This is a genomic window from Halobacillus sp. ABR2_026, from assembly GCF_056158545.1.
Map to the genome: position 1 here is coordinate 3,668,900 of NZ_JBSWTM010000001.1, position 15,477 is coordinate 3,684,376.

15 protein-coding genes are annotated in these 15,477 nt (G+C 44.7%); 6 read left to right on the plus strand and 9 right to left on the minus strand.

Going from position 1 to position 15,477, the window contains the following annotated elements:
- The first annotated feature begins 76 nt into the window (after positions 1-76).
- Positions 77-541, plus strand: coding sequence for a GNAT family N-acetyltransferase (locus tag ACXADE_RS18615; protein WP_474981911.1), 465 nt, complete (start codon positions 77-79; stop codon positions 539-541).
- Positions 542-635: 94 nt separating this feature from the next.
- Here the strand turns inward: ACXADE_RS18615 and ACXADE_RS18620 are convergent, their stop codons facing one another.
- The gene (locus ACXADE_RS18620) at positions 636-1,088 is read right to left on the minus strand and encodes a hypothetical protein (RefSeq protein WP_474981912.1); all 453 of its coding nucleotides are present in this window, start codon (positions 1,086-1,088) and stop codon (positions 636-638) included.
- Between the two features lie 171 nt (positions 1,089-1,259).
- Between ACXADE_RS18620 and ACXADE_RS18625 the strand changes: the two genes are divergently transcribed.
- The 3 genes from ACXADE_RS18625 to ACXADE_RS18635 all read left to right on the plus strand — a co-directional run bounded on the left by ACXADE_RS18625 (position 1,260) and on the right by ACXADE_RS18635 (position 6,100).
- Entirely contained in the window at positions 1,260-2,777 is a 1,518-nt protein-coding gene (locus ACXADE_RS18625; RefSeq protein ID WP_474981913.1) for a spore germination protein, read from the plus strand.
- Positions 2,778-2,779: 2 nt separating this feature from the next.
- Positions 2,780-3,982, plus strand: coding sequence for a Ger(x)C family spore germination protein (locus ACXADE_RS18630; protein ID WP_474981914.1), 1,203 nt, complete (start codon positions 2,780-2,782; stop codon positions 3,980-3,982).
- A 1,008-nt stretch (positions 3,983-4,990) separates the two neighbouring features.
- The gene (locus tag ACXADE_RS18635) at positions 4,991-6,100 is read left to right on the plus strand and encodes a GerAB/ArcD/ProY family transporter (protein ID WP_474981915.1); all 1,110 of its coding nucleotides are present in this window, start codon (positions 4,991-4,993) and stop codon (positions 6,098-6,100) included.
- Between the two features lie 24 nt (positions 6,101-6,124).
- On the opposite strand, the gene ACXADE_RS18640 is transcribed toward ACXADE_RS18635, so the two are convergent.
- From ACXADE_RS18640 to ACXADE_RS18660, 5 genes are all read right to left on the minus strand, one after another.
- On the minus strand, positions 6,125-6,778 hold the full coding sequence (locus tag ACXADE_RS18640; protein ID WP_474981916.1) for a LysE family translocator: 654 nt from the start codon (positions 6,776-6,778) through the stop codon (positions 6,125-6,127).
- A gap of 44 nt (positions 6,779-6,822) precedes the next feature.
- Positions 6,823-7,278 carry a cupredoxin domain-containing protein gene (locus ACXADE_RS18645; protein ID WP_474981917.1) on the minus strand — a complete coding sequence of 152 codons (456 nt, stop codon included), beginning with the start codon at positions 7,276-7,278 and terminating at the stop codon, positions 6,823-6,825.
- 162 nt (positions 7,279-7,440) lie between these two features.
- Positions 7,441-8,343 (minus strand): vanadium-dependent haloperoxidase, encoded by a 903-nt coding sequence (locus tag ACXADE_RS18650; RefSeq protein WP_474981918.1) that lies wholly within the window; start codon positions 8,341-8,343, stop codon positions 7,441-7,443.
- A 55-nt stretch (positions 8,344-8,398) separates the two neighbouring features.
- On the minus strand, positions 8,399-10,216 hold the full coding sequence (locus ACXADE_RS18655) for an ABC transporter ATP-binding protein (RefSeq protein ID WP_474981919.1): 1,818 nt from the start codon (positions 10,214-10,216) through the stop codon (positions 8,399-8,401).
- On the minus strand, positions 10,213-11,916 hold the full coding sequence (locus ACXADE_RS18660; RefSeq protein ID WP_474981920.1) for an ABC transporter ATP-binding protein: 1,704 nt from the start codon (positions 11,914-11,916) through the stop codon (positions 10,213-10,215). Before ACXADE_RS18660 ends, ACXADE_RS18655 begins: the two co-directional genes overlap by 4 nt.
- Before the next feature lie 330 nt (positions 11,917-12,246).
- Here ACXADE_RS18660 and ACXADE_RS18665 point away from each other — a divergent pair, with 330 nt between their 5' ends.
- Together ACXADE_RS18665 and ACXADE_RS18670 are read left to right on the plus strand one after the other, a co-directional pair.
- Entirely contained in the window at positions 12,247-12,444 is a 198-nt protein-coding gene (locus ACXADE_RS18665) for a hypothetical protein (protein WP_474981921.1), read from the plus strand.
- A gap of 16 nt (positions 12,445-12,460) precedes the next feature.
- A complete protein-coding gene (locus ACXADE_RS18670) occupies positions 12,461-12,826 on the plus strand; it encodes a winged helix-turn-helix transcriptional regulator (protein WP_474981922.1) in 366 nt (121 codons plus the stop codon).
- Positions 12,827-12,871: 45 nt separating this feature from the next.
- On the opposite strand, the gene ACXADE_RS18675 is transcribed toward ACXADE_RS18670, so the two are convergent.
- The 3 genes from ACXADE_RS18675 to ACXADE_RS18685 form a co-directional block, all read right to left on the minus strand.
- Complete coding sequence (locus ACXADE_RS18675) at positions 12,872-13,858, minus strand: Gfo/Idh/MocA family protein (RefSeq protein ID WP_474981923.1); 987 nt, start codon at positions 13,856-13,858, stop codon at positions 12,872-12,874.
- A 74-nt stretch (positions 13,859-13,932) separates the two neighbouring features.
- Positions 13,933-14,628 (minus strand): SGNH/GDSL hydrolase family protein, encoded by a 696-nt coding sequence (locus tag ACXADE_RS18680; protein ID WP_474981925.1) that lies wholly within the window; start codon positions 14,626-14,628, stop codon positions 13,933-13,935.
- Positions 14,629-14,694: 66 nt separating this feature from the next.
- Positions 14,695-15,459 (minus strand): CAP domain-containing protein, encoded by a 765-nt coding sequence (locus ACXADE_RS18685; RefSeq protein ID WP_474981926.1) that lies wholly within the window; start codon positions 15,457-15,459, stop codon positions 14,695-14,697.
- Between the last annotated feature and the right edge of the window lie 18 nt (positions 15,460-15,477).

The window sequence follows — 15,477 nt, forward strand, 5'->3', positions numbered from 1 at the left end:
GATTTCTGAAAAGGATAGACTAACCTTATGTTATCATAACCACATCCATACGATAATAGCCGGAAAGGAAGATCTCATGACCACCATTCGTCTCCTGGAAACAAAGGACCGCCGCCGTTACATGTCCGATCTACTTTTGGCTGATGAGTCTGAAGAAATCATTGAAACTTATATCGATGATGGACTTTTCTATACCATTTCCTTAGGAAGTGAACACATTGGAGTATGCTTGTTCGTATTCCCCTCGAAGAACACAGTGGAAATCAAAAATATAGCCCTGCTCGAATCCTATCGAGGTAAAGGCCTCGGAAAAGAAGTCCTGCAAGCATCCTTCCACCTTTTTTACAAACAAGGGTTCAGTGATATGCTTGTCGGAACATCCAATTCAAGCATCGAAAACTTCGCCTTTTATCAGAAAGCTGGGTTCAGGTTTCATGATATTCATCACGATTTCTTCCTTTCGTACGAAGCCCCATTTTATGAGAATGGGATTAGGGGCCGGGACATGATATATTTCAAAAAGTCATTGAACCCGGGATAAACGAAAGCCTCATAAATGATTCCACAGAAGTAAAAGAAACCGACGGACCATCTGGGTCCGTCGGTTTCTTTTACTTCTTAACTTCATTGAAGAATCAACTTTCGACCTTTGTTTCCAGTGCACGCAAAATCATTTCTTTAAGCTGGGGGGTCATGGATCTCAAGTCTTCAACACTGTAAACGGCCGTAAAATACTGAACGACCAATCCATCCACGAAAGCTACAAGAAGCGAAGCTCCTGAAGGTTGGTGCAGTACAGGGTATTGTTTATCTTCATCCAGTTCAACGAGGCGGTCCCGAAGGTGATCCACCATTTCATTGAACGCGCCCTGAAAGGTGGACTTGTGAATTTTCCCTTGGGCATATTTTTTCAGAGTGGACTGGATCATTTCAATGTTCGTATCGTTGTACTCCCAGGAATCATAGAGGAATTTTTCAACGAACCCTTCCACTGTCGTACGGTCGTTGTCCCTTACGGCCTGAACATAATCGTCCTCCAACTTCTTCAGCGATTCATCCATATTGTCATGCGAAATCCGGTGCTCCATCGTTTTCCTCCTTTTTAACCATCGCATTCCCTTTAGCTTTCTACATAAACCTACAAAAATCGATCATCTCTCCATTGCTTATAAAAGATATTCAACCAACTTCCCTATTCTCATAAATTCTAGAAATATGAACATGCTAATGCAAAACAACGTCAGGAGAGGTGGGACCCTATGAAGGATGACAAGAATAAACAAACATTGTCCGATGGGACTCAACCTCTTCACCTTTCCTTAGCTGACAACATTAAGGAGATTCAGGAGATGCTGGGAAACAGCTCCGACCTTGTCATACGTTCTTTTACTATACAGAAAACAAAAGCGGCTGCCCTGTATATAGATGGACTAGTCAATACGGACAGCGTTCAAAAATTCATCCTGGAATCACTCATGCTGGAACTCCCTGAGAGTCACCGTATTAAACACCATTTATACCAATCGATCAAAGCTGCCAACCTTCCTATCGGGGAAGTCGCTGATGTTTTGGATAAAAAAACATTGTTCGACCGTTTGCTTTCGGGGGAGACCATCCTCCTTCTGGATAAACAAAAGGAAGCCTTATCAGCGAGTACAAAAGGCTGGCGTGACCGAGGCGTTCAGGAAACGACGTCGGAGAGTGTCATCCGCGGTCCTAAAGAAGCATTCACAGAAACCATCCGAACAAACACAGCGCTTCTAAGGAGGAAAATCAAAGACCCCAGTCTAAGAATTGAAGCAAAAAAAATCGGGAGAAAGACCTCTACAGATGTAGCGGTCGTTTACTTGGAGGGGATCGCCGAACAAGAAATCATTGACCAGGTGAATACCAGACTTGAGCAGATTGATATTGATGCTGTGTTGGAAAGTGGCTACCTTGAAGAATTCATTCAGGATGCTCAATATTCCCCATTCCCTACTATTTTCAATTCAGAACGGCCTGATGCCATCGCAGGCGGACTATTGGAAGGAAGAGTGGCGATTCTCGTCGATGGGACACCGAATGTGCTTTTAGTCCCTGCTCTTTTTGTAAACTTCATGCAGTCAAGCGAGGATTATTACCAGCGAGCGGACATTGCAACACTCGTACGACTGCTCCGTCTGTTCTGTTTTTCAGTGGCCTTGTTTATGCCTTCTCTTTATATAGCGTTCACTACCTTTCATCAGCAAATGATTCCTCCACCGCTCCTCATAAGTCTTGCTTCTCAACGGGAAGGAGTTCCCTTTCCCGCCTTTGTAGAGGCAATCATGATGGAACTGACGTTTGAAGTCCTTCGCGAAGCCGGAGTCCGCCTCCCAAAACCTGTAGGTTCAGCCGTATCCATCGTCGGTGCTCTTGTGCTTGGTCAATCCGCCGTCCAGGCGGGGCTCGTATCCCCCGCTATGGTCATTGTCGTTTCTATTACAGCCATAAGCAGCTTCGTCTTCCCTGCCTACAATATGGCCATTTCTGTAAGAATTCTTCGCTTTCCATTTATGATTTTGGCCGCAACGTTCGGGGTTTTCGGGATTATTCTAGGAATGATTGCCCTGGTTCTGCATTTATGCAGTTTAAAGTCATTTAATAAACCTTACATGGCACCTCTCGCACCTTTAATCGGCAAAGACCAGCAGGATGTTCTGGTTCGCTTCCCACATTGGGGGCTTTTATCCCGTCCAAAATCCTTAACTAAAGCCAGTCAGGAACGCGTGGATTCCACAACAAAGGAGAGATAAGGATGAATAAACCTGTATATTTTAAAGTATTGTTCATGACCTCTCTCTCCTGCCTGCTGTTTCTTTCGGGCTGTTGGAACAGCAAAGAATTGGATAACCTCGGTGTCGTGGTAGCTATGGGCATTGACCGGAATGAGGAAGGGATGTATTCATTGACCACACAAGTCCTCAACCCATCAGAAATAGCCACTGATGCCCCAACCAGCAGAACTCCGGTTTCTATTTATAAAACGACTGGGGAGTCTCTGTTTGAAGCTTTCCGAAGTATGACCGAAAAAGCTCCGAGAAAAATGTACTTATCTCAACTCCGTCTGCTGGTCATTGGAACAGAACTAGCCGAAGAAGGGATTCTGCCTTCTCTGGACATTTTTTATAGAGACCACGAATTTCGAACGGCTTTCTTTGTCGCCATTGCCAAAAACACAGACGTAGAAGAATTGCTTGACGTGCTCACTCCGTACGAAAAAATTCCTGCCAACAAAATTATGAAATCGATCGAAGATGTCCAGAGTTATCACGGGGACTCAAGAGGGATGGCTATAGACGAGCTGATCGGTCAAATATTAAGCAAAGGTCAGAACCCCGTTCTGACCGGTCTGGTGGTAGAGGGAGACCCCGCTTTTGGCACAGCGATGAACAATGTGGAAAGAATGGATGCATTGACACAGCTTAGAGTGGATGGTCTCGCCGTTCTGAAACAAGATAAACTAGTCGGGTGGCTGGATGCTGATGCTAGCAAGGGATTGAATTATATAACGGGAGAAATGAAAAGTACGACTGTCACGTTTCCTTGCGATGATGGACTTGGAAGTGTGGAGGTACTCCGGACAGACAGCCGGCCGGAAGTAAAGTTTAAAGATGGCCAGCCTTCTGTATCCGTAGAATTGGAACTGGAGGGTAACGTAACCGAGATGGATTGTTCCGTCGATCTCTCCAACCCGGACGTCATTCAGGATATCAATAGCAAAGTGGAAGAAAAAGTTAAACAGCAGATGGAAACAGCAGTAAAAGCTGCCCAGGAAGAATTCGGGAGCGATATTTTCGGATTTGGAAGTCTCCTCCACAGAAAAAATCCGAAGTACTGGAAGACGGTCGAAGATCATTGGAATGAAGAGTTCAAAACGTTGGAGGTCAACATTAACGTGATCGCTCAAATAAGAAGGAAAGGGAACTCTACACAACCCCTGACCAAAGAAGAGGCGTGATTCATATGTGGTCTACCTTGGCCATCCTCATTTTTTCAATAGCCCTATTTTTTCTTGAATTTCCAAAACTAATAAAAAAAGACAAAAAGAAAGATGCTGGATTTTTTTCAGGTTTCCTCCTCATTTTTACGATTATTGCCGTGATGGAAGCCCAAGGGGTAGCGCTTCCGAACCCTCTTACGTATATTGAGAGGTTTTATAAGATGATTGGATTTTAAAAAACGCTTTTATTATTTTGGCTCTGTTAAAGTTCAGTGTTGATATTTGCATCAACGGATGGAAGTGACCATGAATGATAGGGTGGTAAAAGAGAATTTATTTCCAAGTGTCGAAACCTTTAGATGATCTCCTTTCACGATCCAACCATTGAATCTTGTTGTATTATTATTTCGAAACGGAGTCTTAAGCTAAATGGCAGAATTGTTGAAGACTTGATTTCGAGAGGGTTCGGGGTTCGTTATTGTGTTGAGTGCCAGGGGTGGCTGGGAAGCTACTCGCTTTCCTGTGGGGGAGTGCCGAGCTTCCTCGGGCTTATCGCCCTGCGGGATCTCGCCGATCTCCTTTCTCCCACGGGAGTCTCGCAGCTTCCCAACCACCCCATTCGATCATGCGAGAAACGAACCCCTTTACATACGTTGGATGGTCTTCCATTCCCCCGGTTGTTGTAAGCATAAAACGCTATGTATCAAGCTTTCCGGGTTCGAGCCCCTCGGTTTGGGCGTATGAACCTTATCCTCTCACCAACTAGAATAGCTGATGATTCATGAAGGGGCTTCGAGACCCTGATATAGCCAAGGGGCGGAGGGGGATGGCGAGACTCCTGCGGGAAAAGAGTGCTGGGTGAGACCCCGCAAGGCGTAAGCCTGAGGAGGCTCACCGCGCTCCCGCGGAAAGCGAGTCATCCCCCGCAGCCCCTAACTCCCCCACAAACATCTCGAAGCTGAGTCTTCCACAAACGGGAGCTTTCGTTGAAGAAGCCAAATAAAACGACTAAAAAGAGGTGTAAAGATGGATAATCAGACAATCAGTCCCAGGCAATTCATGTTTCTCGTTCTTTTGTTTTTCGTGGGAAGCTCGATCCTGATCGTACCGGGACCGCTGACGTCCAACGCCAGGCAAGATGCCTGGATATCCCTCTCTATATCTATCGCCATCGGACTACTCCTTGTCGTCATGTACAATCATATGACCACACTTATGAAAGGACAAACCTTTGTGCAGGCCACCATTGAGGTGTTCGGTAATTGGCTCGGAAGATTTTTTCTGCTTTTCTACCTCTCATTCCTGTATATTTTGGCCTCTCTTGTGTTACGAAACATAGGAGATTTTATGACAACTCAGATCATCCCGGAGACTCCGCTGCAGTTCACCCATATTCTCTTTTTGTTTGTCGTCATATGGGGTGCTTATTTGGGGATTGAAGTTATTGGAAGGTGTTCGGAGATGTTCATCCCCTGGGTCGTATTACTCCTGATTTTCTTTACTATCTCCCTCGCTCCGCAAATCAAGATAGAAAATATACAACCCATGATCGGCGAAGGGTTTCTTCCTATATGGAATACTTCCACTTTCCTGATCGGAACGCCTATTCTCGAACTGGTGACTTTTTTGATGATTATTCCTTATGTCAAAGATTCAAAAGCGAAGAAAAAGGCATGGTTGCTCGGCACAGTTTTCGGCGGAGCTGTCCTAATGTTGATCACTCTTTTATGCATTCTAATCCTCGGAAGTGACCTTACTGCCTTGAACACATATCCGACATATAAGCTGGCCCAAAAGATCAACATCGCTGGTTTCTTAGAAGGGTTGGAAATCATCATCGCTATCATTTGGATGATAACCATCTTTTTCAAAATGGTGGTTCTCTATTACGCCATCACCGTCGGGACCGCCCAATTCCTTACAATGAAGGATCATCGTCCTCTTTTACTCCCCCTTGGCATAGGAATGGTCGTATTATCCATCATCGCTTACCCGGATGTATCTTATTTTGAGTCTTTTGTTAATAAAACGTGGTTCCCCTATGCAATAACCCATGGACTGATCATCCCATTCATCGTATGGGCGGGCTTATGGATCAAGGCTGTTAGAAAGAAAAAAAGCGCACCAACGTCCTAACCTTATGTCCCCTGTTCTTTGCTATCATGATGCAAAGGAATTATATAAGATGTCGACAGCGATCCATCCAAATTTAAGACCATAAAATATTAGAATGAGGCTGGCAGCGCGCTGGATCCCATTTAACACAACCGAATGAACGATAAAACGACCAAAGTGCACAAAAAAAGCCAAGTTCGCATTCCAAAGGCCGATTCCGAGAAAAACCATTGAACTAATGATGAAGGACCGGATAATATTCTCATCCTGCAGCGCCCGACTTAAGACAGAACCGTAAATGCTGATCCAAAACAATAAATTCATGGGATTCGTTCCTGCTATTATGGCACCTCTTATGTAGGAAAGGAGAGCATTCCCTCGTCCGCCCCCCATACTCCGTACAGCATCTACACTCCATTCTTCTTTGATCCTGAGACTTGTCCATCCCGAATGAACCAATACGATACAGCCGATGAGCATCAGCACGACCTGCACCCATGTCCATGTCAAAAACACTCCAGCGCCAAAGAACATGACGGCCATCAACAACAAATCAGAGGTCATCCCGCCAAGCCCCACGCAAAAAGCAGGCCAGAACCCATAAGAAAGGCCCCGCCGCATGATCTCAATATTGATCGGTCCGACAGGTGCGGCGATGGACAATCCGAGTACTATGGAGCTTACGAACAAGACGACCATGCCGTTCATCCTTTCTATCCAATGTTAAAAAGAACACTCAACCATCAATCCACAACGATGTAGGCGATCATGGGACCATCCGATCCGATATCCGCATGGGTAGTGCAGATGAGACGGTAGACGCCCTCTTTTTTAAATTGAAGATCCAAAACCGTTTCTTTTCCCTGCTCCACGACTCCTTTAATATCCGTTCCCTCAATATAAAAAGGATGTTCCTTGCCGTTCACACCGTACACGCTTAATTTGAAAGGCTCATCCTTTTCCACAAAAATGGTCCCTGGATCAAAACGGTAAGATTCTATTTCCTCGCCGGCAGCCGTCTCTGCTTTAAATTCTCCTGTCACCATATGAATCATCCGCGGTTCACCATTTACGGGCTCCGTTGAAGTAGAAACCGCCCCTTTCCAAAAGAAACTTCCAATAAAGTACGCAGCAAAAGCAATGATCACCGCTCCCACCAGCAATCCTACTTTACGTGCAGATACAATCCATGCATCCAATGAAAACCCCTCCTATCATGTCGTTCGTTCATATATATGCGACCGCCCACCAAGAACTTGTCTACTTTTTTCCCTTCACGTCCTTCCCTTCGATACTCAGAAGGATAAACAAAAATCACCACGTCCCGGACGTGGTGATTTTCTTTCAATCAACATGGCAGACTAGAAAAATATTTTAGGGTCAATCCATTGAGTATAGGAGGATGATTCTTCACGGTCTTCAGAATCAAGAAGTAAAGAACTGCAGGTGTGGTCATAATGAAAGGGGATCGACTGCTGATAATCTGTTGGGTGTAGATCTGCATTGCGGTATTCTGTAAAAGGGAAATCAAGCGGTTTTCCTGCTACAAAATCTTTCTTCAATTCTTCCACTACCATACGACCCACCTGTCTTCCAAGACGCAGTCCCTCATCATTATCGACAGGATAATGCACCCCTGCATAAAGCCTGGATCGTGCATTTTCTTCTGCCAGTTCATTCAGCTTCCGTCTCTCCGCTGGAAAGAAATAGCTTAAAATGATCTCTGCAGCACCTGAAATAGTCGCATGTCCGGAGGGATAGGATGGATGTTTCGGGGTACAGATGACTGTACGCAGATGAGGATCCAACTGGTTCGGCCGTGGTACAAGCCACTGGTATTTTAAGGACCAGCAGACAACGAACGCGTCATTCATCCCACTGAAAACGGCTCCTAAAATTCGTGCAGCCCTTGGAGCTTCCACCCCATAAGTATCGATCAGGCGGTCAATAATCGGAATCCATTGCTTAGACGCCGGCCCCTCTCCCCAATACATGGCTATTTTCCTTTGATCAGCCGTTAAATGAGCCAACGTTTCTTTTACATCTTTCAATTCGCGGTGCCAATCAATGGTTTTTGGATTTTTAATCGCAAGTCGGATCGGGCGTCCATCCAACGTTTCAAATCCACTCTTCCTGCTATGTTTAATAAAATAGGTCTTCCACTTTCCAGCCTCGTACTCTACTCCGTCACTCCCTGCAGGTGGCCGGCTTTCCCCGGCATAAGGTAAATCAGTCCAGTACGGATATGGTTGATTCAGTGACATCGTCACCCCTCCCTTTTCCCTATCGTATGCCGTGGGATAGGCAGAGGTGTAATCATTACCCGGAATTCTGATTCATAGAGGAAGTCTGCGCCTGAATCAGCGCGGCGTACTCCCCTTGTTCATTCATAAGCGTTTCATGGTCTCCCTTTTCAATAATCCGGCCACCTTGAAGCACTAAGATCAGGTCGGCTGACCGGATGGTGTGCAGGCGGTGGGCAATTACAAAACTCGTCCGGCCCTTCATTAAATTCGTAAGACCTGCATTAATCTTCATTTCCGTTACAGTATCGATGCTACTGGTTGCCTCATCCAAAATAAGCAGGGAAGGATCAGCAATCATGGCGCGGGCGATGGACAGTAGTTGTCTCTGCCCATGACTGATTCCTTTCCCGTCTGAGTCGAGGACCGTATCATACCCATTTGGCAATTGCGAAATGAAATCGTGTGCTCTTGCAGATTTAGCAGCCACTTCCACTTCTTCATCCGAAGCATTCAACCGCCCGTACCGGATATTTTCCCTTATGGACGTATGGAACATACTGGCATCCTGCAGAACGACCCCCATTTGACTTCTTAAACTGGCACGCGTAATGTACCCCAAGTTCTTTCCATCCAATAATATTCGGCCGGCGTCCGGGTCATAAAAACGGGAGAGCAAAGAAATAATCGTCGTTTTCCCAGCCCCGGTAGGCCCCACCAGCGCAACCGTCTGACCGGGTTGTACTTCAAAGGTGATATCTGAAAGTGTAGCCTGGTTTTCCTCATAAGAAAAATCAACATGCTCAAATCGTATATCTCCTTTGATTTGGTTTACTTCAAGCGCGTGTTCTTCATCAAGCTTTTCTTCTTTCTCATCCATCACTTGAAAGACTCTATCCGCCCCTGCGACGGCTGATAAGATCATATTGAATTGATTGGCGAGGTCGTTCAGAGGGCGCGTGAATTGACGAGAGTATGTCGTAAAAGCGACGATGACACCTATGGATATGTCTCCATTCAATGCGAGCCATCCACCCGCCCCTACAATGATCGCAAAGCTTACATTATTCAACATGTTCATTAATTTGGGGATGAACCCGGTATAGACTTGAGCATAATAACCTGACGTTCTCAATGCACGATTCTTCTCTTTGAACGCATGAATGACATCTTCTTCTTTAGAGAACATTTTAATGATGGGTTGTCCTGAAAATATTTCCTCTACATAGCCGTTGACTTCCCCAAGGTCCTGCTGTTGTTTTTTGAAAAATGGTCCTGTACGATCGGTAATCCACTTCATGCCAACGTACATTCCAGGAACAATCGTCAAAGTCAACAAGGTAAGCATCGGACTTAGGGCTACCATGATAATGAGCGTACCGATAATGGTCAATACACTCGTTAAAAACTGGACAACAGCCGTATTCAAGGTCCTGCTTACATTCTCGATATCATTCGTCAGCCTGCTCATCAGTTCTCCCTGTTGGATTTTTTGAAAAAAAAGGAGAGGAAGCAATTGCACGTGTGAAAACAAACGTCCTCTCATCAGCTGAACAGCATTTTGAGCAATGCCGATCATCCAGTAATTTTGAAGCCATAGAAAAAGCGACTGAAATAAGTAGACGAGAAACAACACTCCAAGCATTCGAAGAAGTGCATTAGATCGAGGATCTTCTATGATCGCGTCTACCGTCTGTCCCAGAAGGTAAGGACCCAGTAAAGATAAGGATGAACTGATGATAATAGCAGTCACAACCAAAGAAAAAGTCATTTTCTCCGCAGCCATATAACCCCATATTCTACGAAGAGTGGAACCGATGTTTTCAACTTTATCCAGTTTCACAGTTGTCCCGCGAGTGGGCCGCCCGGCTCTCGTCCCTCGAGTCTCTTTCATGACCCCACCCCTTCCTGCTGAGATTGATGAATATCGGCGTAGTATCGACTTTCCTGTAACAGTTCTTCATGTGTTCCTTGAGCGATGATTTCCCCTTGATGAAGAATAAGAATATGGTCGGCATCCTTAATGGAACTTACTTTTTGGGCAACGATGAATACTGTACAACGCTGTTCTTCTAAAGCTGCTAAAAGTCGTCTTTCTGTATGGGCATCAAGCGCACTCGTACTATCATCCAGTATTAATATTCGAGGGGTTCTCACAAGGGCTCTCGCAATAGAAAGCCGCTGCTTCTGTCCACCGGAGAAAACCACCCCTTTCTGACCGATCTGCGTGTCATATCCATCGGGCAGAGAAACGATAAAATCATGAATCTGCGCCTGTTTTGCCGCTTCTATAATTTCTTCGCCCCCTGCATCTTTCTTTCCCCATGCGATGTTGTCTTTTACTGAACCCGAGAACAAATGAACCTCCTGAGGTACGATGCTGATCTGTTGTCTAATAATTTTCACGGACAGTTTTTCAATTTCCACGTCATCCAAAAAGAGTTGGCCTGCATTTTTTTCATACAGCCGGGGTATTAAATGTAACAAAGAGGTTTTTCCGGAGCCTGTTTCCCCAATAATTCCTACCGTGGCTCCCGCCTGTACCTTGAAATTCAAATGACTCAGCACCTGGGTCCCTTCACGGGATAAGGAGACATCAGAGAAGCGGACTGCTCCCTCTAATTCTTTCATCTCGCCTCCAATTTCTTCGTCTGTTTCTTGCTGCAGAACATTAGAAATTCTGTCCGCCGATGCTTGTCCCCTGGAAATGACCATGATCAGAAATGTGAATACTGAAAAGGTGAACAAGATACGGGTCGCATAATTAATGATAGCAACCAGTTCACCAGCCTCCACTCCAGCTGCACTAAGTACCTGTGCACCGACAAACAGTAAAACAAGAATGACGATATTCATCCCCAGCATCACGACCGGGATGGCCACTTCCATAAGCCATAACGCTCTTTTATTATGCTTGACCAGGGAGTCATTGCCCTGTTCAAACCTTTTCACTTCATACTCCTTACGATTGAATCCTTTAACCAATCGGATGCCGGCAATATTCTCACGTATGATCGTATTCAATCCATCGATTTTATGCTGGACTTTCTTGAACCACTTGATCCCTTTGGTCAATAAGAACAGTAAGAACAGCAGAAATAGAGGAACACTGGCAAATAGAAAAAGAGCAAGTTCCCGGTCTATCGTAAACGACATCACTAATGCAAAAACAATAAACAAAGGTGCCCTCAATCCTATTCTCACAAACATAAACAGCAAGTTTTGGATTTGAATCACATCATTAGTGATTCTCGTAACGAGACTCGGGGTCGGGACTTTTTGAAAATGATGGTCTGAAAACTGCTGGACTTTAGAAAACATATCCTTCCTCAAGTCATATCCAACACCCTGGCTTAGCTCAGCAGCAAAAAAAGAGTTGGTCATCCCTGCAGTAAAAGCAATAAATGATAAACCCAACAGCACACCGCCCCATACCAGGACAGCCTGATAGTCTCCCTGTAAGATCCCATCATCTATAATTTTCGCCATGAGCAGAGGCTGCGCTAGTTCTACCAGTAATTCTATAAACATCAGAACAAGAGCAATTACTGCCGGCTTTTTATAAGGAAAGGTATAAGAAAAAATCGAACGCATAAAAAAACCTCCAAACACTCATACAAGTAATGGCCCACTATACAGATGGGAAATAAATTAAGCTTGGAAAACACTCGTGTGATGCTGATTTTCAAATTCCCGGACCCAATCGTTGTACAAAAAGGCCTTGCCCGGTTATCTCAGTATAACTTTTGTATAAGGATAACAGCACTGGAAGTTGCTCCACTGAGGCAAAAACACGGACTTATCCATTGATTTCATACTTCCCGATAAGTCATAATAGTTTATGTACGCGCAAGGTTCACTAATAGTAAATGGTTAGAATTATATCAATAGTATTTCCCGAATAAACAGGAAGGTGATCCTTTTATGGATAATATAAAACCGATTTTTCCCGTTACCGAAGAACTTTTGGAACTCGTGGACTTGCTGAATCAAGTCTCAGAATCGGAAGAAGAAAACGTCATCCCTCAAACGATGACTGTCTTAAATAAGGTCTATGCTCAAGGAATATTGGAAGGTTACGAAAAAGCTATGCAAAAACACGGACAGACTACAAAAAAATAACGAGAGGTGATTCAGGATGAAGGAAGATGGGATCGGCCTTGATGTAACTCTTGAAGTGGTATGCGGAAAGTGGAAAGGTTTAATTTTATGGAAGCTCATCCACGAAGATCATCTGCGTTTCAATGAATTGCGCCGTTCCCTTGATGGGAATATATCTTCCAGAATCCTGGCCAGAGAACTTAAAAAGTTGATTCATGATGGTTTAGTCGAGCGTATCGACTATGAAACCATGCCTCCCAGAGTGGAGTATCGCATTACCCCCTATGGCAGAACGACAGCTTCTTTCCTTGAAAAGATGAATCACTGGGGAATCCATCATGAACGTAGGCTGGACAATCAGCAGAGCCGCCCGGGCGTATCGATGACAAGGAAAGAAAATTAGTAAAAAGAGGCACATGTTTCTATATGTGCCTCTTTCTCCGGGAATCTAAGACCGGTCATTCGGATAGGCCAGGCCGACCTTTTGGCGGGCCTCCTCCATAATTTTCGCGGTCAAAAGTGTATGCTCTAATGAATTATTCTCAGATCGTCTCTCTGCATCTTCCACCAGGCTGATGAATTCAGCAGCTTCATAATACATTGGTGAATAATTATCTTCGAAAGAAAGTTCTTCTATCGTCCCATTCCTATCGATTATTTTTATATCTCTCGGTTCAGAAATATTCGGAATGAGGATTGTCCCCTCTTCTCCCTGAATTTCAGATGGGGTATGAGAGTCCACGATTTTGGAGTGATGAACGATTCCTTCCATTTCATCATATTCAACGAAAACGGTTCCCTGTCCGTCAACACCTGTCTCTAAAAACACAGCACTCGCCTGTACGTTTTCAGGCGCGCCAAACAGCGTCACCATCGGATATATCCCATAAATACCCAGATCCATCAACGACCCATTGGATAATTCGGGCTTGAATGCATTCAGTACTTTTCCCCGTTTATAGGCATCATACCGAGAAGAATATTTGCAGAAGTTCCCGACAAAACGACGCACTTTTCCAATCTTATGTAAATGTTCCTGAATACTTAAAAAACCGGGCATCAGTGTCGATTTGACGGCTTCCATCAATTGAACCCCTTCTTCTTTCGCCACTTCAATCATGGATGCAATTTCCTGTTGATTAGAGGCCATCGGTTTCTCACAAAGGACGTGAGTCCCTTTCCTCATAATGACTTTCGCCTGCTCGGCATGAAAAGCATTTGGGCTGGCAATATAAACCGCATCAACATTCGGATGGGCAGCCATCGCTTCTATATCCGTAAAAGTTGCATCTGCACCATGTTTATCTGCAAAGGCCAGAGCCCGCTGTTCAGACCGTGAATAAACCGCCTGCAATTCAAACCGGGGGTGCTGCTTTGCTGCTTCAATAAATTTCTCTGTAATAGTGTTTGTGCCTATGATTCCAAACCTTACCATGTTTTTTCACCTCCAAAATACCAATACCTATATTATACATGAAAGCAGGGGGGAAGACCCAAACAGAGACCTATTCAATCCAGGTGCTTTAAAGCAAGGTCAGCAAGAACTTTCTGGCCCGACAACGTAGGATGAACATCCCCTTTAAGAATATATTCCGGATGCCCGTTATAGGCCTTGTATGCATCAACAAGAGTAACAGGTGAAAAATGTTTAAGGAGTTTGATCAAAGAAGCATATTGCTGGTTAATATATGCGAGTGGTGTGTTCAACTGATCACCAGCTGCCGGATAAGGATTATAGATGTTGTAGACTAAAATCTTCCCGTCGGTTAATTCATCAATCTCCAAAATTGTTGAATAGACGTTATAAATAAGATCCCGGATGACAGGGGCTGCCTGCTCCAATTCCAATCCATCCAACCCTCCATTTTTTTTGACGATATTCAACAAGTCATTACCACCTATATACACAATCACATAGTCAGCGTCTTTAAGACTATTCCTGAATAAGTCGTTGGATTGCACAGCTGCCAGCAATTCTGCAGAAGTCAATCCAGGGATGCTTAAATTGGTCACTTCCATGTCCTTCTTCATCCCAATTAAAGATGGGAACGCACCATCCGGAGGATTTGAATTTTCTTTAGTCAAATTATATCCAAATGGAATAGAGTCCCCTATAGCAACCAACCTTTTCTCAGTAAAAGCATGGCCTTGAGAAGGGGATGACAATAGGAGGATGATGACCAATAACATTCCAAGCTTTTTCATTTTGCTTCCCCTGCCTTATCCTTATGTAAAACAAGACGCCTGATACGAACCAAGCGTCAAGTTTTATTATTTGGCTATAAACATTTGTACCCAGTAATTTCCGTCTTTAGCATACCCGACACCAATGTGGGTAATATTTTTGTTCATGATGTTCTTACGGTGTCCTGAACTATTTAACCACCCATCCACCACGGATTGCGGCGACTGCTGTCCTGCAGCAATATTCTCAGCGGCTGTCGAATAATCCACACCGAATTCCTTCAACATATCAAAAGGACTTCCGTAGGTTGGTGATGTATGGGAGAAGTAATCATTCTCAGCCATATCTTCTGATTTGGTCTGAGCCACCTCTTCAACCTCATTGCTGTTTTTCAAAGGTTTCAGACCATTTTTCTCACGAGCTTTGTTCGTCAGTTCAATTACCTGCTGTTGAAAATCTCCATCCGCCTGGTCACTGGTTTGCCCACTATCTCCACGGTTTTGGCTGGAACGATTGTCGGCCTGCCCGGATGGTTCCCCACCCTGAGGGTCTTGAGTGTATCGACCATCGTGATCAAAAAAGTACGGACCCTGCATCGATCCACTTGTACCATTAGGGTTCATTCCTTCAAAAGGGATGTTCGCATCAAAGCGGCTTTGCCCATTAGCCCCAGGGTCCATGTAACGGCCTTGATTCCCGTCTGCCCGCTCCCCTTGACCTTCAGGACCGAAGCTGACTTGATTCAAATTGTTCCGCTGACTCTCGCGTGCGCGTTCTTCAGATGTATTACAAGCAGCTAACAGGACAATCATCGTGATCGCTGCGATTAAAAGAAACCATTTTTTATTCATCTTGCATCCTCCTCAGGA